Annotated in this window: 21 protein-coding genes; 19 read left to right on the top strand and 2 right to left on the bottom strand. The window is 69.5% G+C overall.

Annotated elements, in window-relative coordinates; all coding sequences use genetic code 11:
* The first annotated feature begins 150 nt into the window (after window positions 1-150).
* The 15 genes from eccCa (at window position 151) to ACFXMV_RS08885 (ending at window position 15,680) form a co-directional block, all read left to right on the top strand.
* The gene (gene eccCa / locus ACFXMV_RS08955) at window positions 151-4,149 is read left to right on the top strand and encodes a type VII secretion protein EccCa (protein ID WP_378502885.1); all 3,999 of its coding nucleotides are present in this window, start codon (window positions 151-153) and stop codon (window positions 4,147-4,149) included.
* Window positions 4,131-5,636, top strand: a complete 1,506-nt coding sequence (locus tag ACFXMV_RS08950) for a type VII secretion-associated protein (RefSeq protein ID WP_378502884.1) — start codon at window positions 4,131-4,133, stop codon at window positions 5,634-5,636. The genes eccCa and ACFXMV_RS08950 overlap by 19 nt, the downstream gene beginning before the upstream one ends.
* 144 nt (window positions 5,637-5,780) lie before the next feature.
* Window positions 5,781-6,092, top strand: coding sequence for a WXG100 family type VII secretion target (locus ACFXMV_RS08945; protein ID WP_378500833.1), 312 nt, complete (start codon window positions 5,781-5,783; stop codon window positions 6,090-6,092).
* Window positions 6,093-6,170: 78 nt separating this feature from the next.
* The gene (locus tag ACFXMV_RS08940) at window positions 6,171-6,461 is read left to right on the top strand and encodes a WXG100 family type VII secretion target (RefSeq protein ID WP_378500832.1); all 291 of its coding nucleotides are present in this window, start codon (window positions 6,171-6,173) and stop codon (window positions 6,459-6,461) included.
* A 144-nt stretch (window positions 6,462-6,605) separates the two neighbouring features.
* The gene (gene ddaH / locus ACFXMV_RS08935; protein ID WP_378500831.1) at window positions 6,606-7,475 is read left to right on the top strand and encodes a dimethylargininase; all 870 of its coding nucleotides are present in this window, start codon (window positions 6,606-6,608) and stop codon (window positions 7,473-7,475) included.
* A complete protein-coding gene (gene rocD / locus ACFXMV_RS08930; RefSeq protein WP_378500830.1) occupies window positions 7,472-8,698 on the top strand; it encodes an ornithine--oxo-acid transaminase in 1,227 nt (408 codons plus the stop codon). The genes ddaH and rocD overlap by 4 nt, the downstream gene beginning before the upstream one ends.
* A gap of 36 nt (window positions 8,699-8,734) precedes the next feature.
* Complete coding sequence (locus ACFXMV_RS08925; RefSeq protein WP_378502883.1) at window positions 8,735-9,262, top strand: hypothetical protein; 528 nt, start codon at window positions 8,735-8,737, stop codon at window positions 9,260-9,262.
* A 199-nt stretch (window positions 9,263-9,461) separates the two neighbouring features.
* Entirely contained in the window at window positions 9,462-9,905 is a 444-nt protein-coding gene (gene rplM, locus ACFXMV_RS08920) for a 50S ribosomal protein L13 (RefSeq protein WP_097210382.1), read from the top strand.
* Window positions 9,902-10,426 (top strand): 30S ribosomal protein S9, encoded by a 525-nt coding sequence (gene rpsI / locus ACFXMV_RS08915; RefSeq protein WP_378502434.1) that lies wholly within the window; start codon window positions 9,902-9,904, stop codon window positions 10,424-10,426. The genes rplM and rpsI overlap by 4 nt, the downstream gene beginning before the upstream one ends.
* Window positions 10,427-10,542: 116 nt before the next feature.
* Window positions 10,543-11,883, top strand: a complete 1,341-nt coding sequence (gene glmM / locus ACFXMV_RS08910; RefSeq protein WP_378502882.1) for a phosphoglucosamine mutase — start codon at window positions 10,543-10,545, stop codon at window positions 11,881-11,883.
* Between the two features lie 169 nt (window positions 11,884-12,052).
* A complete protein-coding gene (locus ACFXMV_RS08905) occupies window positions 12,053-12,256 on the top strand; it encodes a PspC domain-containing protein (RefSeq protein WP_378499621.1) in 204 nt (67 codons plus the stop codon).
* An 84-nt stretch (window positions 12,257-12,340) separates the two neighbouring features.
* Window positions 12,341-14,176, top strand: a complete 1,836-nt coding sequence (locus ACFXMV_RS08900; RefSeq protein ID WP_378499622.1) for an acyl-CoA dehydrogenase — start codon at window positions 12,341-12,343, stop codon at window positions 14,174-14,176.
* A 66-nt stretch (window positions 14,177-14,242) separates the two neighbouring features.
* A complete protein-coding gene (locus tag ACFXMV_RS08895) occupies window positions 14,243-14,503 on the top strand; it encodes a hypothetical protein (protein ID WP_378499623.1) in 261 nt (86 codons plus the stop codon).
* Window positions 14,500-15,486 carry a hypothetical protein gene (locus ACFXMV_RS08890; protein ID WP_378499624.1) on the top strand — a complete coding sequence of 329 codons (987 nt, stop codon included), beginning with the start codon at window positions 14,500-14,502 and terminating at the stop codon, window positions 15,484-15,486. The genes ACFXMV_RS08895 and ACFXMV_RS08890 overlap by 4 nt, the downstream gene beginning before the upstream one ends.
* Window positions 15,483-15,680, top strand: coding sequence for a hypothetical protein (locus ACFXMV_RS08885; protein WP_378499625.1), 198 nt, complete (start codon window positions 15,483-15,485; stop codon window positions 15,678-15,680). Before ACFXMV_RS08890 ends, ACFXMV_RS08885 begins: the two co-directional genes overlap by 4 nt.
* Here ACFXMV_RS08885 and ACFXMV_RS08880 read toward each other — a convergent pair.
* Window positions 15,656-16,480 carry a hypothetical protein gene (locus ACFXMV_RS08880; protein WP_378499626.1) on the bottom strand — a complete coding sequence of 275 codons (825 nt, stop codon included), beginning with the start codon at window positions 16,478-16,480 and terminating at the stop codon, window positions 15,656-15,658. The two genes, ACFXMV_RS08885 and ACFXMV_RS08880, sit on opposite strands and share 25 nt — an antisense overlap.
* 44 nt (window positions 16,481-16,524) lie before the next feature.
* Here ACFXMV_RS08880 and ACFXMV_RS08875 point away from each other — a divergent pair, with 44 nt between their 5' ends.
* The 3 genes from ACFXMV_RS08875 to glmS all read left to right on the top strand — a co-directional run bounded on the left by ACFXMV_RS08875 (window position 16,525) and on the right by glmS (window position 20,777).
* Window positions 16,525-17,607 carry an alpha/beta fold hydrolase gene (locus ACFXMV_RS08875; protein ID WP_378499627.1) on the top strand — a complete coding sequence of 361 codons (1,083 nt, stop codon included), beginning with the start codon at window positions 16,525-16,527 and terminating at the stop codon, window positions 17,605-17,607.
* Window positions 17,608-17,799: 192 nt separating this feature from the next.
* Window positions 17,800-18,843, top strand: coding sequence for a sialidase family protein (locus ACFXMV_RS08870; RefSeq protein WP_378499628.1), 1,044 nt, complete (start codon window positions 17,800-17,802; stop codon window positions 18,841-18,843).
* Between the two features lie 68 nt (window positions 18,844-18,911).
* Window positions 18,912-20,777 carry a glutamine--fructose-6-phosphate transaminase (isomerizing) gene (glmS, locus tag ACFXMV_RS08865; RefSeq protein ID WP_378499629.1) on the top strand — a complete coding sequence of 622 codons (1,866 nt, stop codon included), beginning with the start codon at window positions 18,912-18,914 and terminating at the stop codon, window positions 20,775-20,777.
* 48 nt (window positions 20,778-20,825) lie between these two features.
* On the opposite strand, the gene ACFXMV_RS08860 is transcribed toward glmS, so the two are convergent.
* Window positions 20,826-21,173, bottom strand: coding sequence for a plastocyanin/azurin family copper-binding protein (locus ACFXMV_RS08860; protein WP_378499630.1), 348 nt, complete (start codon window positions 21,171-21,173; stop codon window positions 20,826-20,828).
* Window positions 21,174-21,223: 50 nt separating this feature from the next.
* Here ACFXMV_RS08860 and ACFXMV_RS08855 point away from each other — a divergent pair, with 50 nt between their 5' ends.
* Entirely contained in the window at window positions 21,224-22,690 is a 1,467-nt protein-coding gene (locus ACFXMV_RS08855) for an NAD(P)H-hydrate dehydratase (RefSeq protein ID WP_378502881.1), read from the top strand.
* The last annotated feature ends 66 nt before the right edge of the window (window positions 22,691-22,756 follow it).

Genomic DNA, 22,756 nt, shown 5'->3' with positions numbered 1-22,756 from the left:
TAACGGGAGAACTCTACGACATCGCCGACCGTCGGCCCGGAGCTGTGGGGCGCGCGCGGGATGGGCTAACCTCTGATGGCTCGAGGTGTCGACCCAGGGGAGTGGGGTCCACCGCGGGATGGCCAAGCGGAATCTGGGGGGTGAACGCGCGTGAGTACCGTGCGGTTCGTACGTAGGGCACGCCGAGAGGCGCCGCGCACGCCGGGTGGCGAACTGAGCCTGCAGGCCCCGCCCGAGATTCCGAAGATCATCCCGGGAAACCTGCTCACCAAGCTGCTGCCCGTGGTGATGGTGGTGGCGATGCTCGGCATGGTCGCCCTGATGTTCACCTCCGGCATGGCAGCCAACCCGATGTCGCTGCTGTTCCCCGTGATGATGGTCGTCTCGATGCTGGGCATGCTCGCGGGCGGTGGCGGAAAGGGCGGGGGCGCCAGGTCCGCCGAGGCGAACGAGGACCGCAAGGACTACCTGCGCTACCTCGACCAACTACGGCGGGACGTCTATGACACCGGCGACAAACAGCGCGCGGCCCTCGAGTGGAGCCACCCGGACCCGCGGTTCCTGTGGACCCTGGCGGGTACCGGGCGGATGTGGGAGCGGCGGGTCGCCGATCCGGACTACTGCCACGTCCGCGTCGGCCGTGGCAGCCAACGGCTGGCCACCCGGTTGATCGCCCCCGAGACCGGGCCGGTGGAGGACCTCGAACCGGTTGCCGCGGTGTCGCTACGACGATTCGTTCGGACCCACTCCGTGGTGCACGAGCTACCGACGGCGGTTTCGGTGCGGGGCTTCGCGGCCATCGGCATCGACGGTGACCGGTCCGCTGCCCGCGCGATGGTGCGTTCGATGCTGGTGCAACTGTGCACCTTCCACGGACCCGATCAGTTGCAGGTCGCGGTCGTCTGCGGTCCCGACACCGCACCCGAGTGGGAATGGGCGAAATGGCTACCGCACTCGCAGCATCCGGAGTCGCAGGACGGCGCAGGCACGAGCCGGATGTTCTTCGGTTCACTGATGGAACTCGAGGCCTCGCTCGGACCCCAGTTGGCGATGCGTAGCCGGTATTCGCGCAACGCGCCCGCCACTGCCGGCGTGGCGCAGATGATCGTGGTGGTCGACGGCGGGATCCTGGACGGCGAGAGCATCATCGACGGCGGCCTGGACTCGGTGACGCTGCTGGACCTCAGCGGCTACTGCCCGTCGCTGGCCGCGAGCCGCGGGATCCAGCTCGTGATGGACGGCGAGTCCATCGGCGCGCGAAGCGGTTCCGGGGTGGAGACCTTCGCGGTCGCAGATCAGCTCAGTACCCACCAGGCGCAGAACGCGGCGAGGCGGCTGGCCCCGTTCCGAACGGCAACCCAGCAGGCCAACGACGCCGTCGAGGACGGTCAGCCGGTCGCGAGCTGGCACCATCTGCTCGGTATCCCCGACGTTGCCACCCTCAATCCCGAGGTGGCGTGGGCCCCGAGGACCGCGCGGGAGCGGCTGCGGGTACCGATCGGTGTCGGCATGGACGGCTCCCAGGTCGAGATCGACCTGAAGGAAGCCGCCGAGAACGGCATGGGCCCGCACGGACTGTGCATCGGCGCGACCGGATCGGGTAAGTCGGAGTTCCTCCGCACCCTGGTGCTCGGATTGCTGGCAACCCATTCGCCGGAATCGCTGAACCTCGTGCTCGTCGACTTCAAGGGCGGTGCCACGTTCCTCGGCCTCGAGGGCGCCCCGCACGTCGCCGCGGTCATCACCAACCTCTCCGAGGAACTGGCGATGGTCGACCGGATGAAGGACGCGCTCGCGGGTGAGATGAACCGCAGGCAGGAGTTGCTGCGTTCGGCTGGCAACTTCGCGAACGTCTCCGATTACGAGAAGGCCCGCGCGGCAGGCGCCGATCTCGCCCCGCTGCCTGCGCTGTTCATCGTCGTCGACGAGTTCTCCGAACTGCTCAGCCAGCAGCCGGAATTCGCGGATCTCTTCGTGGCGATCGGGCGTCTGGGTCGCTCCCTGCACATGCACCTGCTGCTGGCGAGCCAGCGACTCGAGGAGGGCAAGCTCCGCGGTCTCGACAGCCACCTTTCCTACCGGATCGGGCTCAAGACCTTTTCCGCCAACGAATCCCGCACGGTCCTCGGGGTGCCCGACGCCTACCACCTGCCCGCGACGCCGGGCTCGGGCTATCTCAAGTGCGATTCCGCCGAGATCGTCAGGTTTGCGGCTGCTTACGTCTCCGGCCCATACCTCGGTGGACGGTCGCGCGGAGCAATCGAGGCCGCCGCCTCCCCGATCGACCTGCGTCCACGTCCGTTCACCGCGGCGCCGGTGTCCGACCTGATCGTCGATGCCCCGTCCCCGCCGAGCGTCATGGAGGTGGCGCCGGAACCGAGCGGGCTGACCGTCCTCGAGACAGTGGTCGACCGGATCCGGAACTGCGGTCCTGCCGCGCATGGGGTGTGGCTGCCGCCGCTCGAGGACCCGCCCACCCTCGAGTCGATGGTGCCGAGATCGGTACTGATCGAGCCGGTTTCCGCGGTCAGTTCGCTGCGGACACCGATCGGCATCGTCGATCGACCCTACGATCAGCGACGTGACCTGCTCGTGGTCGACCTCGCGGGTGCGCACGGCAACATGGCGATCGTCGGCGGGCCGCAGTCGGGCAAGTCCACCGCGCTGCGCACCCTGATCATGTCCATGGCGCTGACCCATTCTCCCGAGCAGGTGCAGTTCTACTGCCTCGACTTCGGCGGCGGAACCCTCGCGGGCCTGGCCGGGCTCCCGCATGTCGGATCGGTCGCGAACCGCCTCGACGTGGACCGGGTGCGTCGCACGGTCGCCGAGATGAACACCATCGTGCGTCAGCGTGAGCACCGATTCAGGGAACTGGGCATCGACTCGATGGCCGAGTTCCGACGGCTGCGTTCACTCGACCCGGCGACCGGCGGTGCGGGAGCGGTGGGAGTGTCCGAAGATCCGTTCGGCGACGTGTTCCTGGTCATCGACGGTTGGCCCAGCATCCGGCAGGACTTCGAGCCGCTGGAGGCCCAGATCGGCGCCCTCGCCGGCCAGGGTCTCTCGTTCGGCGTGCACGTGGTCCTGACCGCGTCGCGGTGGGGCGAGGTCCGCCCGGCACTCAAGGATCAGTTGGGTACCCGGATCGAGCTCCGTCTCGGCGATCCGTCGGATTCGGACGTGGGCAGGCCCAAGGCATCCCGGGTGCCCGAGGGTCGGCCCGGTCGGGGCATGACGCGCGAGGGCCTGCACCTGCTGACCGGGTTGCCCCGTGTGGACGGCAACCCGCGCAGCGCCGACCTCACCGCAGGTATCGCCGACGCTGTCGAACGGATCTCCGCGGTCACCGTCGGGCGGGCGGCGCCGCCGGTACGGATGCTCCCGGAGCGGTTCCCGCGGGGCGAGCTGGTCGCGATGGCCGCGCCCGGCTGGCCGCCCGCGGGCGACGACGGGTGCCGCCGGATCCCGATCGGCATCGACGAGGCCGAGTTGGCCCCTGCATTCGTGGATTTCAGGGAACAGCCGCATATGCTCGCGTTCGCCGACAGCGCTTCAGGAAAGACCACGCTGCTGCGGGGGATCTGCGCGGGCATCATGGAGTCGAACACCCCGTCCCAGGCCAAGATCATCCTGATCGACTACCGACGCACCATGCTGGGTGTCGTCGAGGGTGATCACCTCGCCGGGTACGCGCCGACCGCGTCGAAGGCGACCGACTTCATGAACGAGCTCGCTCGGATCATGGAGAGCCGGATGCCGGGTCCCGACATCACCCAGCAGGCGATTCGCGAACGCAACTGGTGGACCGGTCCCGAGATCTACGTGGTGGTAGACGATTACGACCTGGTCGCCACCTCGAGCGGCAACCCGCTGACCCCGCTGCTGGAATACCTGGCCCACGCCAATGACATCGGACTGCACCTGGTCATCGCCCGCCGTTCCGGCGGCGCGGCCCGCGCGCTGTACGAGCCGATCATCGCGCGGTTGCGCGATCTCGTCTCCGCGGGACTCGTGATGAGCGGAAGCCGCGACGAGGGCAATCTGATCGGCACGGTCCGACCCAGCGAGATGCCTCCGGGCCGCGGCACTCTGGTCACCAGGGCGGGCGCGTCCCTGGTGCAGGTGGCGTGGCTTCCGCCGCTGTGACAATCGACGGCCCCGCGGTGACGAGTGGCGGCTCCGCCGCCGTGACGAGTGGCGGCTCCGCCGCCGTGACGAGTGGCGGCTCCGCCGCCGTCACCGACCACGGCGTGCTGGCGATCCACCTCACCGAATCGACGGTGTGGGGGTGCCGAAGCGGCCTGCAGTTCGATTGCCCGGCAGCGGTATACGCCGACGCCTTCGGGCTTCAGTTCGGGGAGCGGGCCTTCGTCGCGGGGATCGCGGATCCGGAGTCTTTCGAGCCCTATCCGGTTCGGTACGTCGACGACGAGTACCTCTCGCTCGGCGACCGGGTGTTCCCGATGGACGAGGTGCTCGCCGGGGTCTTGCGGCACGTGGCGACCCGGCTCGGTGTGCGCGCCGCGCCGGACCTGGTGGTGCTGACCCACCCGGCGCACTGGGGGCGCGGCAGGCGGCGGGCCCTGGTCACGGCAGGCCGCGGCATCGGAAAGGAGGTCCTCCTGATCAGCGTCGCGGAGGCGCTGATGCACTGGTCGCAGGAGCCGATGCCCACCGGGACCGCGGTCGTGGAGGTCGGATTCCTCGACACGACGGTATCGGTGCCCGCAGGCGACAGTCTCGACTGCAGGCACGTCGACTGCGTACACAGGGGCGAATTGGGCTCGTCCGATGTGCGTGAACGCCCCGACGCGGTCGGCGAGTTCGTCACCGCCATCCGTGAACTGTGCCAGGAGCGGCCGCCGAGGGTCCTGGTGACCGGCGAACTGCCGGGAGCAACGGGCCCGTCGATCGTCGAGGCGATCGAGGCCGGGTGGGAGCTGCCGCTGGTGGCGAGGACGATTCCCGGCTCGGCCGTCGCGGCGGGCGCGTTGGCCCGCGGACTCGAATTGGTGGCTCCGGCACCGGAGGCGATGGACTTCCACGCTCCCGCGATGCGGCGTCCGCGTCCGTGGTGGGACAGCGTCGGTCGTTGGGCTCCACTGGCAGCGGCGGGTCTGCTCGTCGTCGCGGCGGTCACCGCGGTCTTCGTCGTCGGGACGAGCGCCGATCCTCCCGCAGGGGCGGAGTCGACCCCGCAAGTGCAGGCGCAGGCTTCGGCGAAAGCGGGGAGGGTGAGCCTGGCGGTTCCGCCGGGGTGGCGTGAACGCTCCGAGCGAAGCGGCCCCACCCGGGTGGAGTTGGTGCCGGAGAACGGCACTGCGGCACGGATCGTGGTCGCGGCGCAGGAACTGACGCCTGGCGCCGATCTCGATGCGGTGGCGAACACCCTGCGCCAGCGGATGGCCTTGCGGCCGGAGACCTTCGGCGCACTCGAGCCCGCCGACGTCGACGGGCGGTCGGGGCTGGCGTATCGGGAGCACCCGGACCCCGCGTCCGAGGTGCGGTGGTCGGTCTTCGTCGAGGACGGGCTGCAGGTCAGCGTCGGCTGCCAGATCTCGGCGGATCGGTGGTTCGAGCTCGCGGGACCATGTGAGCAGGCAGTTCGCAGTGTGGTGATCGGCGACGGCTAGCGGATCGCGGGTTCGTGGAAATTGGTTCGGATTCGATGGAACCGAACCACCGGGCTCGCGCGTCCAACTCTGTGTAGGCGCGGTCCGTCTCAGTCCAGAGGGGGCTGGAAATCCAGGACGCGGACGATCTAAGAGGAGTTGGTCATGGGTCAGATGAGGACTACCACCGAAACCATGGAGACCGCGTCGCGGCACGTGGGCGATGTCAACCAGGACATCCAGGGGCAGCTGTCCTCGCTTCAGGGTCGGCTCGCCGCCGTCAACGGCGCCTGGGAAGGTGCCGCCAAGGTCGCGTTCGACAACCTGATGGTTCGCTGGGAGTCCAGCGCCAAGCGGCTCAACGAGTCGCTGATGGCGATCAGCGAGAACATCAAGGCCAACGGGGTCGCCTATGCCGCTGTGCAGGACGACCACTCGAGCGCCATCAACAACGCAGGTGGCGGCCTCAACATCTGAGTCCGCGCTCGGGCCGGACCCGAGCGGGCACCACCCTTTCGTACCAGGCTGCTTTCGATCCACACTGTAGGAGGACCCATGAGCGGGACCATGCGTTATGACTTCGGCGCCATCGACGGCGCCCGGGCGGACATCGCCGCCACCAGCGGCAACATCAACGGCAAGCTGGGCGACCTGAAGAGCTACCTCGCGCCCCTCGTCGCCGAGTGGGAGGGCTCCGCCTCGGAGGCCTACCAGGCGCAGCAGGCCAAGTGGGATTCCGCCGCCAACGAGCTGAACCAGGTCCTCGAGGCCATCGGTCGCGCCGTGGGCGCCGGTAATGACGACATGAATGCGACGAACAACAGCGCGGCGTCCAGCTGGGCCTGATGTCGGCGCGCTTGTCGCGTTCATGCCACGAGAATTCCCCGGTGGAGGAGAGCCACCGGGGAATTCTCCTGTTCGGGGCCGGGTCATTGATTCGCATCCGACGGGCGCGGATACTCGTAGCACCTTCGCCGAAAGGGGCAGGGGATGACGCAGACCGCAGATGCCGATTCCGGTCGGACGGACGCCCGCCTCGCGCGGCCACGGAGCTACCTGATGTGCCCGCCGACGTACTTCGACGTCGTCTACAGCATCAATGAGTGGATGCGGCCCGAGGATCCCGTCGACACCGCGGCGGCGATGTCCCAATGGCGGAGCCTGGTCGAGACCTACCGGGGACTGGGGCACGAGGTCCTGACCGTGGAACCGGTGCCGGGTCTGCCTGACATGGTCTTCGTCACCGACAGCGGCCTGGTCATCGACGGTGTCGCGCTCGGTGCGCGCTATCGGAGCCGGGAGCGGGCGGCGGAGGCCGACCATGTCCTGCGCTGGTTCCGTGCCAACGGATTGCGCCGGCCGACCCGCCCCGAGTACGTCAACGAGGGCGAGGGAGATCTGCTGGTGGTCGGCGACATCGTCTGCGCAGGAACAGGATTCCGCACCGACGAGCGCGCCCACGCCGAGGTTGCGCGGCATCTGGACCGCCGGGTGGTGACTCTGCGGCTGATCGATCCCCGGTACTACCACCTCAATACCGCGCTCGGTGTGCTCGACGACCACACCATCGCCTACCTGCCACGGGCCTTCGCCCCCGAGAGCCTCGTCGTTCTCCGGGAACTGTTCCCCGACGCGATCATCGCCGCCGAAGCCGACACCGAGTGGCTCGGCCTCAATTTGGTCAGTGACGGACGTAACGTGGTGCTCGCCAGCCAGGCGCACGGGCTCGCGCGGCAGCTCGCCGCCCGCGGCTATGTCCCGGTGCCGGTGGACTTCTCGGAGTTCCTCAAGTCCGGCGGCGGGATCAAGTGCTGCACCCTCGAACTGCGCGGCTATCGCGAGCTGAAGGCGAGTCGATGAGCGCGCGGGTGCCGGTGACGGCCGACACGGTCGCGGAACTCGCACGGGCGCAGGCGCACAGCGCGCACAACTACGATCCGCTGCCGGTGGTGCTCGCTTCCGCGCGTGGCGCCTGGGCGCGCGGGATAGACGGTGTCGAGTACCTCGACATGCTGGCCGGATACTCGGCGCTCAACTTCGGGCACGCGCATCCGCGCCTCGTCGAGGTCGCCCGCACACAGCTCGACAGGCTCGCGCTCACCAGCCGGGCGTTCCAGCACGACGCGTTCGCGGGTTTCTGCGAGGACGTGGGGCGGCTGTGCGGCAAGGAGGCGGTGCTGCCGATGAACACCGGGGCGGAGGCCGTCGAGACCGCACTGAAACTCGCTCGACGTTGGGGGTACGACGTCAAGGGCGTCGCCCCGGATCGCGCGGAGATCATCACCTTTGCCGGAAACTTCCACGGCAGGACCATCACCATCGTCGGGTTCTCCACCGACCCCGACGCGCACGACGGTTTCGGTCCCTACCCGCAGGGGTTCCGCACCGTCGACTACGGCGACATCGACGCGCTCGCCGCTGCCGTCACGGTGAACACCGCCGCGGTCCTGATCGAACCGATCCAGGGGGAGGCAGGCGTGCTGGTGCCGCCTGCCGGCTACCTAGCCGCCGTCCGGGCGCTGTGCGACGAGCACTCGCTTCTCATGCTCGCGGACGAGATCCAGAGTGGGCTCGGCCGGACCGGCGACACCTTCGCCTGCGACCACGAGAACGTCGTGCCCGACGTCTACATCCTCGGCAAGGCGCTCGGCGGTGGGTTGATTCCGGTCTCGGCGGTGGTGGCCGACCGTGCGGTGATGGACGTGATCCGCCCGGGCCAGCACGGCAGCACCTTCGGTGGGAACCCGCTCGCCTGCGCCGTCGGCAGCGAGGTCGTCCGGCTGTTGGAGACGGGGGAGTTCCAGCAACGCAGCCGCAAACTCGGCGCCTACCTGCACGACGTGCTCGGACAGTTACCGCCGGACCAGGTTTCGGAGGTTCGCGGCCGCGGGCTGTGGGCAGGCGTGCAACTGGCGGAGGGCCAGCCCGGTGCGCGGGTTGTCTGCGAGAGACTGCTCGCCCGCCGGGTGCTGGCAAAGGACGCCCACGAGGGCACCATCCGGATGGCGCCGCCGCTGGTGATCGAGCGTGACGAGATCACGTGGGCGGTCGAGCAGCTGGCGGCCTCGCTGGAACTAGGATGACCGGGCTGTGATCACACGTCATCGGGGGGGGGACTGATGAACCAGGGGCAGGAAACCGGACCGTTGCTGACGAGATACGTGGCAGGCCCGGAGACGGTCGGCGTGCTGGTGCGGGCGGCGGTAGCGGACCTGTGGAGCCGGCCGAAGTTGTGGCTGATCCTGCTCGGCCTGCCGGTCCTGCCGGTGCTGCCGGGTTGGCGTAGTCGACGACGGCTCGGTGAGTCGGCGTTCGGTATCGGCGACGCGGTGCTCACCTACCTCGCCTTCCTTGCATTGGTCCTCGTCGTGGCAGGCGTCGTGACGATGCTCCTGATGCGGCGGCACCGGGCGAACTTCGGCCGGTTCGCGTTCCCCGGCGCGGCGTTGTCCACCCGGTTCGGCCGGGACGGGTTCGAGATCGTCACCCCCGTCGAGTCGAGCATGGTGCCGTTCGCCCGGATCGGCACGGTGGCGGTTCGTGGTGGCGCGGTCGTTCTCCGCTTCGTCGACTCCAAGGGCGTGCTCATCGCCTACCCGAGGGAGCTGTTCCCGGACGCGGCAATCGGCCAGTTGCGACCCCGCTGACCGAGGTCACGTCGGGCGTTGCGCCTGGACCCACTTTGACCAGGCGCTGACCTGGGCGGTATCGTTCTACGTCGGCGTGCGGTACGGCGCGGCACTCACGTGCCCGTTGTAGTGCGGGTTCTCGGGTCCCCACTGGCCGCCGAGATCATCCGGACCACACGCCGTGGCCAGCAGCTACACGATATGACGAGGAAGTTCTGTGTCTACGTACACCCCGAAGGCCGGAGATGTGACCCGCACGTGGCACGTCATCGACGCCACTGACGTGGTGCTCGGCCGCCTTGCCGTCCAGGCAGCGAACCTGCTGCGCGGCAAGCACAAGCCCACCTTTGCACCGCACGTTGACGGCGGCGACTTCGTCGTCATCATCAACGCCGACAAGGTCGCGATCAGCGGCAACAAGCGCGACGGCAAGCTCCTCTACAACCACTCCGGATACCCGGGTGGCCTGCGGTCCCGCACCGTCGGCGAGGTCCTGGAGCGGACCCCCGACCGTCTCGTGGAGAAGGCCGTCGTCGGCATGCTCCCCAAGAACAAGCTCGGCAGCGCCATCGCCGGCAAGCTGAAGGTCTACGCAGGCCCGAATCACCCCCACGCCGCGCAGCAGCCGGTTCCGTTCGAGATCAAGCAGGTGGCACAGTGACCGAGCAGAACGAGACCGCTGAGGTCGTTGTCGAGGAGACTGCGGTGGAGGAGTTCGACTCCGCCGATCAGCCCGAGATCGTCGAGGAGTTCGAGGCAGAGGTGGCCGTTGCCCCCGCCGCCCCGATCTACATCGACCGTCCGATCCAGACCGTCGGCCGTCGCAAGGAGGCGGTCGTCCGCGTCCGCATGATCCCCGGCACCGGCGAGTTCAAGCTCAACGGTCGCACCATGGAGGATTACTTCCCCAACAAGGTGCACCAGCAGCTCATCAAGGCCCCGCTCGTCACCGTGGAGCGCACCGAGTCCTTCGACATCGTCGCGCTCCTGCACGGCGGCGGACCGTCCGGACAGGCAGGCGCCCTGCGTCTGGCCATCGCCCGCGCCCTGATCGAGGTCACCCCCGAGGATCGCCCCGCGCTCAAGAGCGCCGGCTTCCTCACCCGTGACGCCCGCGCCGTCGAGCGCAAGAAGTACGGCCTGAAGAAGGCCCGTAAGGCATCGCAGTACTCGAAGCGCTGATGTGCCGCCGATGCCGGCCCTAGGGTCGGTATCGGCACCTGTTCACCAACGAGAGCGGGCGTCCAGCAGTACCGGACGCCCGCTCTCGTCGTAGCACGGCAGAGGGGTCTGAATTCATGGGTCGGATGTTCGGTACGGACGGCGTACGTGGCTTGGCGAACGCCGAGCTCGACGCCGAGTTGGCGCTACGGATCGCCGGGGCCGCTGCCTCGGTGCTGGCGCTCTCCGAGCGGGGCGTGCCCCGACCGACCGCCGTCGTCGGGCGCGACCCCCGCGCGAGCGGTGAGATGCTCGAGGCCGCCGTCACCGCAGGCCTCACCGCGGCGGGTGTCGACGTGGTCAGCGTCGGTGTGCTGCCCACACCGGCCGTCGCCTTCCTCACCGGCGCCTACGGCGCCGCGCTCGGCGTGATGATCTCCGCCTCGCACAACCCCATGCCGGACAACGGCATCAAGATCTTTGCGGCGGGCGGGCACAAGCTCGACGACGAGTCCGAGGATCGCATCGAAGCCGCCATCGCGGACCGCGACCTGATCCCGCGCCCGACCGGCGCCGGGATCGGCCGCGTCCGCACCGCGGCCGACGCGGCCGAGCGTTACCTAGAGAACCTCGCCCGTGCCACCACCCACCGCGTCGACGGATTGACCGTGGTGGTCGACTGTGCGAACGGCGCCGCCTCGGCGGTGGGCCCGGAGGCCTACCGGGCGGCGGGCGCACGAGTCATCACGATCCATTCCGATCCCGACGGCCTGAACATCAACGACGGCTGCGGTTCCACCCACCTCGAGGACCTGCAGGCCGCGGTCCTGGCGCACGGCGCTGACCTCGGGATCGCGCACGACGGCGACGCCGACCGGTGTTTGGCCGTCGACGCCACCGGCGCCGTGGTCGACGGCGACGCGATCATGACCGTGCTCGCCCTCGCCATGCGCGAGTCAGGCGAGCTCGCCCAGAACACCCTGGTTGCCACCGTGATGAGCAACCTCGGCCTGCACATCGCGATGCGCGAGGCAGGCATCGAGGTCCGCACGACGGCGGTCGGCGATCGGTACGTCCTCGAGGAGTTGCGCAACGGCTCGTTCAGCCTCGGCGGCGAGCAGTCCGGGCACGTGGTGCTGCCCTGCTTCGGAACCACCGGCGACGGTGTTCTCACCGCGCTGCGGCTGATGGGCCGGATGGCGCAGACCGGCACGTCGCTGCGGGAGCTGGCCGCGGTGATGCGCACGCTGCCGCAGGTGCTGGTCAACGTCCAGGTCACCGACAAGGCCGCGGTGGCCATCGCGCCCGCGGTGCTCGAGGCAGTGGCCGAGGCCGAGGCGATGCTCGGTGAGGCGGGCCGCGTGCTGCTTCGCCCGTCCGGCACCGAGCAGCTGGTGCGGGTGATGGTCGAGGCCGCCGAGATCGAGATCGCCCAGAAGCTGGCCGACGACCTCGCGGACCGCGTCGCGTCGGTGTGATGCTGGGGCAGTAGGGGTAAACCCCTACTCTCCAAGGATTCTCGCATCAACCTGTCGGGGGATACCCCTAACCTGAAATCAACCCTGAGCGCGATGCGGCGAGGGCACCGACTCCCGAATAGTGGAGGACAACGCAGCGAGTGCTGCACCGTCCACCGAAAGGGAGCCCATGACCACTCAGACCAGCACCCGTCGCCTCACCCGCGCCCGCACCGGGACCGTCTTCGGTGGCGTCTGCGCAGGCCTCGCCCGGTACCTCGGCTGGAAGCCGTGGCTGGTGCGATCGCTGTTCGTCCTGTCCTGCCTGCTGCCGGGGCCGCAGGTGCTCATCTACCTGGCGATGTGGATCTTCGTCCCGAAGAGTGCTGTCTGACCGGCGGCAACCTACGGTTGCGTACGGATCCGCTTGTCGGGCAGGCTTCTCCACGCATCGACCACGGGATGAGGGAGAAGCACCATGGGGCACTACAAGAGCAACGTGCGTGACATCGAGTTCAATCTTTTCGAGGTACTCGGGCTCGGCGAGGTGCTCGACGGTGGTGCCTACGGGGACCTCGACACCGACACCGTTCGCACCATCCTGTCGGAGGTTGCGAGGCTGGCCGAGGGGCCGGTCGCGGCGTCGTTCGCCGAGGCCGATCGGAATCCGGTCGAGTTCGATGCGGTGAACCACGCCATCGTCGTACCCGATGCGCTCCGCAGGACGGTCGAGGCGGTCAACGAGGCCGGCTGGTCGCGCCTCGGACTGCCGGAAGGCATGGGCGGCGTGCCCGCGCCCGCGCCGCTGGTGTGGGCGATCGGCGAGATGCTGATCGCGGCGAACGGTTCGGCGAGCTTCTTCAACATGGGGCCGCTGATGGCAAGCGTGCTGTACAACGTGGGGACCGAACAGCAGAAGCACTGGGCGAAAACGGGATTCGAGCGCGGCTGGGCGGGCACGATGGTGCTGACCGAGCCCGATGCCGGGTCGGACGTCGGCGCGGGCCGAACAAAGGCGACACAGCAGGACGACGGCGCCTGGCACATCGAGGGAGTCAAGCGGTTCATCTCCGGCGGCGACGTGGGCGACACCGCCGAGAACGTCTTCCACCTGGTGCTGGCCCGTCCTGAGGGGGCGGGTGCCGGCACCAAGGGCCTGAGCCTGTTCTACGTTCCCAAGTTCCATTTCGACCCGGACACCCTCGACCTGGGCGAGCGCAACGGCGTCTACGTCACCGGCGTCGAGCACAAGATGGGCATCAAGTCGTCACCGACGTGTGAGCTGACGTTCGGCGCCACCGATGTGCCCGCGGTCGGGTGGTTGGTCGGCGACGTTCACGACGGCATCGCGCAGATGTTCCAGGTGATCGAGAATGCTCGAATGATGGTGGGCACCAAGGCCACCGGGACATTGTCGACCGGATATCTGAACGCCCTGGCCTATGCCAGGGAGCGGGTGCAGGGTGCGGACCTGACCGAGATGACCGACAAGACCGCGCCGCGCGTCACCATCACCCACCATCCGGATGTGCGGCGCAGCCTGGCGATGCAGAAGGCATACGCCGAGGGTCTGCGAGCGGTGTACCTCTACACCGCCGCCCACCAGAATGCCGACGTCGCCGAGCGGGTGTCCGGCGCCGACGCCGAACTGGCGGGCCGGGTGAACGACCTGCTGCTGCCGATCGTCAAGGGTGTCGGCTCCGAGCGGGCCTACGAGCTGCTCACCGAGAGCCTGCAGACCCTCGGTGGCTCCGGCTACCTGCAGGACTATCCGATCGAGCAGTACATCCGCGACGCCAAGATCGACACCCTCTACGAGGGCACCACGGCAATCCAGGCGCAGGACTTCTTCTTTCGCAAGATCGCCCGCGACCGTGGGGTGGCGCTCGCGCACGTGGCAGGGCAGGTCCGGGAGTTCATCGACGGGGCGGGCGGCAACGGACGACTCAAGGCCGAGCGGGCGCTGCTGGATTCCGCGCTGGAGGACGTTCAGGCGATGGCGGCGACACTCACCGGCTATCTGATGGCCTCGCAGCAGCGACCGGAGGAGCTGTACAAGGTCGGCCTCGGGTCGGTGCGCTTCCTGCTGGCCGTTGGTGACCTGCTCATCGCGTGGCGGCTGCTCGTGCAGGCGGAGGTGGCGCTCGCTGCCCTTGACGCCGATGTCGCCGGGCAGGAGCGAGCGTTCTATCAGGGCAAGGTGGTGGTCGCCTCGTACTTCGTCAAGAACGTCCTGCCCGGGTTGGCCTCGATCAGGCTGGTCCTCGACACCATCGACAACGAGATCATGGAGCTCGACGAGGAATCGTTCTGAGTCCGTGGTCAGGGGAACCGCAGGCGCAGCCGCTGCGTCTGAACCTGTGACGGGTGTGGTCGGCTGATGGGAGTGGCGGTGGGTGAGCGGTTAGTTCTGGACGAGGCCGCGCTGCGGGTGGTGGCGGACGGACTTGCGGCTTCGTCGGACGCACTGGCGGCGACGGCGGGCGCGCTACGGGCCCGAGGCCTCGACCGGCTCGCCGACGGCGTGTCCGCCTGGTCGGCGGCCACCTTCGACGACGCGCGCCGGTTGGCCGACACGGTGAACGACTACGCCGGGCAGGACTGGGACCATGCCCGTGCCCTCGACGGCGGCCACCCGTGACGTCGGGGCTCGAGTACTTCGCACAGTTCCTGCCCCGGGCGGCCTCCATCGTGCCCTTCGAGGCCTGCTGCGAGTCGCTGCGGGCGCGCCACGAAGAGCTGACGGGACTGGACCCGGCCACGATGGAGGCCGACGCCGACGCCGTTGGCGCGGCGGTCGCCGTGCTGCGCGCCCAGTGCGCGGCGCAGGAACAACTGCTGCTCGGCCTCGCGGCCGGCTGGGAGGGCGTCGCGGCCGATGCCGCCCTTGCGACGATCGGCGCCCACCTCGAGCAGGGGCGCGCGACCTGCGAGGCGCTGATCGCGGTGCACGAGGCGATGATCGCGGCCGCCGAGGTGATCCGCGCGGCGGCGGTCGATGTCGCCGACGTCGGTCGGTCGTTCGACGCGACGCGAATCGGCGGCTGCAGCCCGCAGGACGTGGACGTGATGATCGCGGTCGCCGCGCTGCGGCCGGGGGACGATGCCGGTGGGCTGCTCGCGCAGGCGACCGGACTGTTCGGCGAACTGGCGACGGCGGTCGGCGACGCGCTGCTCGGCCTCGCGGTGGAGGCGAGCACCACCTGGCTGCACGAGGTTCTCGTGCCACACGTGCGGGCACAGCTCGCCGGATTCACCGAGCTGTGCGACGCGACGGCAGCGGCGGCGGACGGGGCGCACCGGTTGGTCGCCGATTCGGCCCTGCGCGTGGATCCCGTGCCGCCTACCACTGTCGTGGTGGTCGTGGCCGAGGAAAGTGAGCCGTACCCGCAGGCAGCGGACGGGCGCGAGGTCCAGTCGGAGCCGGCACAGCCCGTGCCGACAGAGCCGGAGCCGACGGAGCCGGAGCCGGCAGGGTCCGAGCCGGAGCCGACCCCTGCCCCCGTCGCCGTGCCGCCTAGAACAGCCGCGCGCCGGGGCGTCATCCCCACCGAGCTAGACGAACCCGCCGAACCGGCCGAACCCGCGTCCGGCGCCGAGCTGGCTGAGGCGGGACCGCTGTGAGGAACCCGGTCTCGGCCGATTCGCTGCTCGTCGAGCATGCCGCCGCGATGGACAGCATCCGGGAGGCACTCGCGGCGGCGAATCGCGCCGCCGAGACACTGTCGAGCCAATTGCGTTCGGCCGCAGCGGTGCCCGAACCGCAGCTCGAAGAGCAGGAGCCCGCGTACGGCTACCCGGAGAGCTGGCTCGTCTGATCGGCAGCCAGTTCGACGGCCACGGTGCCGTGGAGGTCCGCGCCGGGCAGCGCGTACTGCTCGTACCGGGTCTCGCCGAGCAGGTGGTAGAGCAGGTATCCGGTCAGCAGCGCCCGCGTCACCTTCTGCGTTCCGCGTTCGGATCCGCCGAGCCCGAGCGCGCCGAACAACCGGCGGCCCTCCGTGAGTCCGCTGCCCGAGGCACCGTCGACGGTCCGCAGGATCGCCTGACCACCCCAGGACTCGGCGATCGAGCGGGCATTGCAGTTGAGCGAATCGATGTCATCGGCGCCCGCGACGATCAACCCGGGACCCGCGATGGCGGCGGCCGACTTCTCCGCCGACGGCGAGGTCGGTGCGGGGAACAGGGCGGCGACGGCCGCGGCCGGGCCGTGCTGCGCGGCGGCGATCACCGCTGCGCCCGCTCCCATGCCGTGACCGGCGTAGGCGACCCGGGTCGGGTCGACGCTGATCTTGCCAGGGCCGAGGCGCACGCCCGCACAGATGTCGACCGCGGTCCGAAGGTCCGAAGCCAGGCCGAGATGCGAGGGGACGGGCGTGCGCTGGGTGTCGGGTGCCGCAACCACCAGGCCCCAGGAGGCGAGGTGGGTCAGGGTCTGCGCGTACCGGTCGACGCCGGTCATCCAGCCGTGCGCGAACGCCACCACGGGTAGCGAGAAGCCCTCTGCGGGGGTGTACACCACGCCGGGTTGGCCCGCCAAGGAGAGGTCGCCGCGCAGCACCTTGTGCGGACCGCGCTTAGATAGCTGGGAGGCCAGGGTCTTCGGAGTCGGCGCCACGAGGATGACCGTATCCGATCGAGAACCACAGGGAGTAGCGAGAAGTGTTTGGCATTCCGATACCGGTGCCCCGCGATCTGCCGCGCGCCTTCGAGAACGTGCGCGCGCGGCTCGGCTCGAACGGCCTGGCCGATCTGCGGCCGACGCCGTCGGAGGTCGTCGACGCGAACTCCGAGCGCACGATCCGTCGCTTCCGCTCGGCGGATCGTGAGGCGACGGGCGCGCCGCTGCTGCTGGTCACGCCGCTGGCCGCGACCTCCGTCGCGTTCGACCTGCGCCGCGGGTGCAGCGTCGTCGAGTACCTGATGGAGACCGGCCGCGACGTGTACGTGGTGGACTACGGCCCGGTGAACTTCCAGGATCGCACCCGCGGCTTCGAGCACTGGGTGGACGACGTGATCCCGGACGCGGTGCGGGTGGTCAGCGCCGACGCGGGCGGCAGCCAGGTACACCTGGCGGGCTGGTCGCTGGGTGGGATCTTCGCGGTCTATACGGCGGCGGCGCATCCGGAGTTGCCGTTGGCCTCGCTCACACCGATCGCCAGCCCCTTCGATCTGCGGCAGGTCCCGCTGTTCGCCACCCTGCGTCCGCTCGATCGGCTGTTCGGCCCGTTCACCGTCTCGCCCCTCTACAAGGCGCTCGGCACCATCCCGGCGCCGTTGACGAGCCTCGGGTTCAAGGCTGCCAGCGTCGACAAGTACCTGACCCGGCCGTTCACGATTCTCGCGAACCTCGACGACCGGGATCACCTCGAGCAGCTCGAGGCAGTGGATCGATTCATGAACAGCATGTACGCCTACCCGGGTCGCACTTTCGGCCAGCTCTACCACGTGGTGATGCGCTCGAACGAGTTCGCCACGGGGCACATGGAGATCGGTGATCGGCGTGTCCACCTGAGCGACATCGACGTGCCGACCATGGTCATCGCCGGTGCAGGCGACGGGCTCGCCCCCGAGCGGGCCGTCCATCACCTCACCGAGTTGCTGACCGGGGCGCCGACGGTTCGGTTCGGGGCGTTCCCTGGTGGGCATCTCGGGGTGCTGACCGGCCGGGCGGCGCGCGAGACGATGTGGCCTGCCCTCGCCGACTTCCTCGCACACTCGGATCCGGAGGTCACGGCTCGGTAGCCGCCAATCGCGCGCGGAAGCGGGAATGTTGCGAAAGCATCACGATGGCGGATCAGGTCTGCTTGAATTCGCGGGAATTCCCGACTACTCGGACGGTGCACCTTGCGCAGAGCGGCCTACTGTCTCGCACTCTCGTTTCTGTTTCTACTGGTCGCCGGTCCGACGCCCGCCGTTGCGCAACAGGCGCCCTCGATGCTCGGCGCGGGGGAGTATCCGCGGCTCGTCCGGCTCAAGCAGTCGGGCACCATCCTGGCGTCGATGACCAGCCGCGACGCACAGGGCTACTACTCGCCGATCCTCGAGAGCACCGACGACGGCGCCAGCTTCCACCACATCGGCGCGATCCGTGATCCCGAGGCCAGCTCGGGATTGTGCTGCAGCACCCTCTTCGAGGTCCCGCAGCAGGCCGGACTGCTGCCGCAGGGCACGCTGCTGTGGGCGGGCACGGTGGGTTGGGAGGCCGGCCGCGACCGGCGGATCGCGATCAAGGTGTGGGCCAGTTGGAACGGTGGCCGGGACTGGGTGCCGCTCGGCGTCGCCGCCAGGTCGCCGAACCACGAGGGCGTCTGGGAACCCGAGTTCGTGGTCGATGCGGCCGGCACCCTGTGGCTGTACTACGCCGATGAGACCGAGATGCCCCGGCACTCGCAGGTACTGAGCAGGGTGTCGTCGTTCAACGGAATGGACTGGGTCAACAAGCAGGTGATCCTGGCGCGCGACCCGCAGAAGGTGCGTCCCGGCATGGCCGTGGTGACCCGACTGCCCGACGGGCGGTTCGCCTCGACCTACGAGATGTGCAACTACGGCGCCCAGTACTGCAGCCCCTACGTCAAGGTCTCGCACGACGGGGTCAACTGGGGTGCGACGACCGACCCGGGGGTCAGGGTGACCACCTCGGATGGCAGCTACTTCCAGCACTCGCCGTACCTGCAGTCGGTGCCGGGCGGTCCGAACGGCACCCGCCTTGTGCTCGGTGGCCAAACGTATGTCGGGAAGGACGGCAAGCCTTCGGCGAAGAACGGCAGGGTCCTGCTCGCCAACGACAATTTCGGGGCGGGCAACTGGTTCGAGATCCCGGCTCCGGTGGCGGCGCCGAGCGCGAAGAACAAGACCTGCGCGAACTACAGCTCCCCGCTGCTGCCCGTCGCGGGCGGAAGCCGGGTCCTTCAGGTCGCCGTCGAGTTCCACAACGGCGTGTGCACAGCGTTCTTCGGCACCGGCCCGGTCGCCCCGTGACCCAGGTCACTCGGCACCCGCGCCCTGCCGGTCGGCAGGGATCCGCCAGCCCAGTACCCTGGTGACCCATGTGCGGAATCGTGGGATACGTCGGCCACCGCCAGGCGCTGGACGTCGTGGTGGAGGCCCTACGCCGGATGGAGTATCGCGGCTACGACTCGGCCGGCATCGCGGTCCTCGACGGTAAGGGCGGCGTCGCGATCGAGCGGAAGGCGGGCCGGCTGGCCAACCTGGAGGCGGAGCTCGCGGAGACCGGCACCGAACGGTTCGTCGGCACCGCGGGCATGGGACACACCCGCTGGGCGACGCACGGCAGGCCCACCGACCGCAACGCCCACCCGCACCGGGATTCCACCGGCAAGGTCGCGGTGGTGCACAACGGCATCATCGAGAACTTTGCCCCGCTGCGCGCGGAGCTGGAGAACGACGGCGTCGAGTTCGCCTCCGACACCGACACCGAGGTCGCGGTTCACCTGGTCTCGCGCGCCTATGCGTCCGGCGACACCGCAGCCGACTTCGTGGAGAGCGCCCGCAAGGTGATTCGCCGCCTCGAGGGCGCGTTCACGCTCGTGTTCACGCACGCCGACCACCCGGACACCATCGTCGCGGCCCGCCGGTCCACCCCGCTGGTGATCGGCGTCGGCGAGGGCGAGACCTTCCTCGGATCCGACGTCGCCGCGTTCATCGAGCACACCCGCGACGCCGTCGAGCTCGGCCAGGACCAGGTCGTCGTCATCACCGCCGACGGCTACACGGTCACCGACTTCGACGGGAACGAGGACGTCCCCACGCGTCCGTTCCGGATTGACTGGGACCTCGCCGCCGCCGAGAAGGGCGGCCACGACTACTTCATGCTCAAGGAGATCCAGGAGCAGCCCGCGGCGGTGGCCGACACCCTGCTCGGACACTTCGACGCCGGTCGCATCGTGCTCGACGAGCAGCGGCTCTCCGATCAGGAGCTGCGCGACGTGGACAAGGTGTTCGTCGTGGCCTGCGGCAGCGCTTACCATTCCGGCCTGCTGGCCAAGTACGCGATCGAGCACTGGACCCGGCTGCCCGTCGAGGTGGAGCTGGCCAGCGAATTCCGTTACCGCGACCCGGTTCTCGACCGTTCGACGCTGGTCGTCGCGATCTCGCAGTCCGGTGAGACCGCGGACACCCTCGAGGCGGTGCGGCACGCCAAGGACCAGAAGGCGCGCGTGCTCGCGGTGTGCAACACCAACGGGTCACAGATCCCGCGTGAGGCCGACGCCGTGCTCTACACCCGGGCCGGACCGGAGATCGGCGTCGCGTCCACCAAGGCGTTCCTCGCCCAGGTGACCGCAAACTATCTGGTGGGGCTGGCCCTGGCGCAGGCGCGCGGCACCAAGTACCCGGACGAGGTGGCCAGGGAGTACCGCGACCTCGAGGCGATGCCGGACCTGGTCGCCCGCGTGCTTCAGACGGTCGAACCGGTGCGGGCACTGGCGCGCGAACTGGCCCACTCGCCGACCGTGCTGTTCCTCGGCCGCCACGTCGGGTACCCGGTGGCTCTCGAGGGCGCGCTCAAGCTCAAGGAGCTCGCGTACATCCACGCCGAGGGCTTCGCGGCAGGCGAGCTCAAGCACGGTCCGATCGCGCTGATCGAGGAGGGCCTGCCGGTCATCGTGGTGATGCCGTCGCCGAAGGGTCGCGCGGTGCTGCACTCCAAGCTGGTCTCCAATATCCAGGAGATCAAGGCGCGCGGCGCGCGGACCATCGTGATCGCCGAGGAGGGCGACGAGGCGGTGCGCGCGCACGCGGATCACCTCATCGAGATCCCGGCGGCGCCGAGCCTGCTGCAGCCGTTGCTCTCGACGGTGCCACTGCAGGTGTTCGCGGCCGAGGTCGCGCAGACCCGCGGCTACGACGTGGACAAGCCCCGCAACCTGGCGAAGTCGGTCACCGTCGAGTAGACCCAGTCGCGGTCGGTACCCGCCGGGTACCGATCGCGCCGAGCCGCGTCAGCGCACGATGACCTGGCCGCTCATGTTCGAGTGCAGGGTGCAGATGTACATGTAGGTGCCCGGCCTGGTGAACGTCTGACTGAAGTAGCCCTCGGACATGTCCTCGCTGGCGAAGTTCCTGCCGGACGCCGTGGCCCACCCGGTCGCGGTGACGTTGTGCTCGGTGGCACCGTCGTTGAACCACCAGGTGACGGTGTCGCCGATGAGGATCCTGGCGGTGTGCGGCCTGAAGGCCATGTTGTTGACCTCGACGGTCCTGTCCCGCGCCTGAGCGGGACTGCCGCTTCCCACGAGTACCGATGCGACAAGCAGTCCGGTTGCGATGGTGGCGCCGAGTGCGCGCATGGATACAGGGTAGCCCCGAATGGCGACGGTCGGCGAGATACGGTGATCCGATGCGCGACTACTTCACGGTCGATCAGGTGCGAGCTGCCGAGGGCCAGCTGCTCGCCGCGCTCCCCGAGGGTGCGTTGATGCGCCGAGCCGCGTACGGGCTGTCGTGTGTCGTGGCGTCCGAACTACGTTCTCGCACAGGAGGTGTGGCGGGCAGGCGGGTGACGCTGCTCGTCGGTTCCGGCGACAACGGTGGGGACGCGCTGTGGGCCGGTGCGATGCTGCGGCGGCGGGGGGCCGCGGTGCGGGCGATTCTCCTCGACCCGGCCAGGGTCCACGCCGCGGGGCTGGCGGCGCTACGGGTCGCCGGCGGGCGGATCGACTCGGGCGCCGAGGCGGATCTCGGCGAGCCCGACCTGGTGCTCGACGGAATCGTCGGGATCTCGGGTCGTGGTCCGTTGCGCCCGCCCGCGGCAGCGCTGGTGGCCCGGATCTCCGCTCCGATCATTGCGGTCGACCTGCCGAGCGGGGTGGATCCGGACACCGGGGCCACGGCGGGGCCTGCGGTGACGGCGTCGGTCACGGTCGCCTTCGGGGCGCTCAAACCCGTGCACGCCCTCGCGGCGGCGCACTGCGGGCGGGTGGACCTCGTCGACATCGGACTCGATCTGCCTGCCGCGTCGGTGCGGACGTTGGGCGCGGCCGAGATCGGCGCCCGCTGGCCGATGCCGGGGCCTGCTGACGACAAGTACAGCCAGGGGGTCGTTGGGGTGGTCGCGGGCAGTGCGCGTTATCCCGGTGCGGGCGTGCTGTGTGCGGGAGCCGCCGTCGCCGCCACCTCGGGCATGGTGCGGTACGCGGGAACCGCGGCGCCGCAGGTTCTTTCGCGCTGGCCCGAGGTCGTCGCGGTGGACGACTTCGGCGACGCAGGCAGGGTGCAGGCCTGGGTGGTCGGTCCGGGGATGGGTGTCGACGACGGGGCCATGGCGGTGCTGCGCGCTGTTCTCGGTACCGACCTGCCGGTGCTGGTGGATGCCGATGCCCTGACGCTGGTGGCCGCGGATCCCGCGCTCGTCATGGGCAGGCGGGCGCCGACGCTGCTGACTCCGCACGCGGGCGAGTTCGCCCGGCTCACCGGGCGCGGCACCGCTTCGCAGGGATTGGCGCCGGACCGGGTGGCGGCGACCCGCGCCCTGGCAGCCGAGTGGGGGATCAGCGTGCTGCTGAAGGGCCGATGCACGGTGGTGGCCGATCCGGACGGATCGGTTCTGCTGAACGAGGCGGGTGGTTCCGCCGCTGCGACAGCCGGGGCAGGGGACGTCCTGTCCGGCATGGTCGGGGCCCTGCTGTCGACCGGCCTGGCGCCGCTGACCGCCGCGGCGATGGGTGCGCGCGCACACTCGCTTGCGGCCAGCCTGGCCGCGGGGCAGGGCTCGGGAACGGCGGCGCCGATCTCAGCCGAAACCCTGTTATCCGAGGTCAGGGCGGCAGTGAGGGTGCTTCGTGCCCAAGTGGTGCCCGAAATGTGACCTCGTGAGTGATGGGAATCATTTGGGCATTCCGTGGTCAATGGCAGGATCGGGGATCGTGACCTC

The sequence above is a fragment of the Rhodococcus sp. NPDC059179 genome (assembly GCF_042754885.1).
Taxonomy (GTDB): Bacteria; Actinomycetota; Actinomycetes; order Mycobacteriales; family Mycobacteriaceae; genus Rhodococcus_G.
The sequence above is the reverse complement of the archived record's forward strand: the minus strand, read 5'-3'. Positions and strand labels throughout refer to the sequence as shown.

What these genes read in the sequence shown, in the direction of transcription:
- ACFXMV_RS08945 (WP_378500833.1), top strand. Translation starts at nt 5,781, where the DNA reads ATGGGTCAGATGAGGACTACCACCGAAACCATGGAGACCGCGTCGCGG.
- ACFXMV_RS08855 (WP_378502881.1), top strand. Translation starts at nt 21,224, where the DNA reads ATGCGCGACTACTTCACGGTCGATCAGGTGCGAGCTGCCGAGGGCCAG.
- ACFXMV_RS08925 (WP_378502883.1), top strand. Translation starts at nt 8,735, where the DNA reads ATGAACCAGGGGCAGGAAACCGGACCGTTGCTGACGAGATACGTGGCA.
- rocD (WP_378500830.1), top strand. Translation starts at nt 7,472, where the DNA reads ATGAGCGCGCGGGTGCCGGTGACGGCCGACACGGTCGCGGAACTCGCA.
- ACFXMV_RS08870 (WP_378499628.1), top strand. Translation starts at nt 17,800, where the DNA reads ATGCTCGGCGCGGGGGAGTATCCGCGGCTCGTCCGGCTCAAGCAGTCG.
- glmS (WP_378499629.1), top strand. Translation starts at nt 18,912, where the DNA reads ATGTGCGGAATCGTGGGATACGTCGGCCACCGCCAGGCGCTGGACGTC.
- ACFXMV_RS08895 (WP_378499623.1), top strand. Translation starts at nt 14,243, where the DNA reads ATGGGAGTGGCGGTGGGTGAGCGGTTAGTTCTGGACGAGGCCGCGCTG.
- glmM (WP_378502882.1), top strand. Translation starts at nt 10,543, where the DNA reads ATGGGTCGGATGTTCGGTACGGACGGCGTACGTGGCTTGGCGAACGCC.
- ACFXMV_RS08860 (WP_378499630.1), bottom strand. Translation starts at nt 21,173, where the DNA reads ATGCGCGCACTCGGCGCCACCATCGCAACCGGACTGCTTGTCGCATCG.
- ACFXMV_RS08940 (WP_378500832.1), top strand. Translation starts at nt 6,171, where the DNA reads ATGAGCGGGACCATGCGTTATGACTTCGGCGCCATCGACGGCGCCCGG.
- ACFXMV_RS08900 (WP_378499622.1), top strand. Translation starts at nt 12,341, where the DNA reads ATGGGGCACTACAAGAGCAACGTGCGTGACATCGAGTTCAATCTTTTC.
- ACFXMV_RS08905 (WP_378499621.1), top strand. Translation starts at nt 12,053, where the DNA reads ATGACCACTCAGACCAGCACCCGTCGCCTCACCCGCGCCCGCACCGGG.
- ddaH (WP_378500831.1), top strand. Translation starts at nt 6,606, where the DNA reads ATGACGCAGACCGCAGATGCCGATTCCGGTCGGACGGACGCCCGCCTC.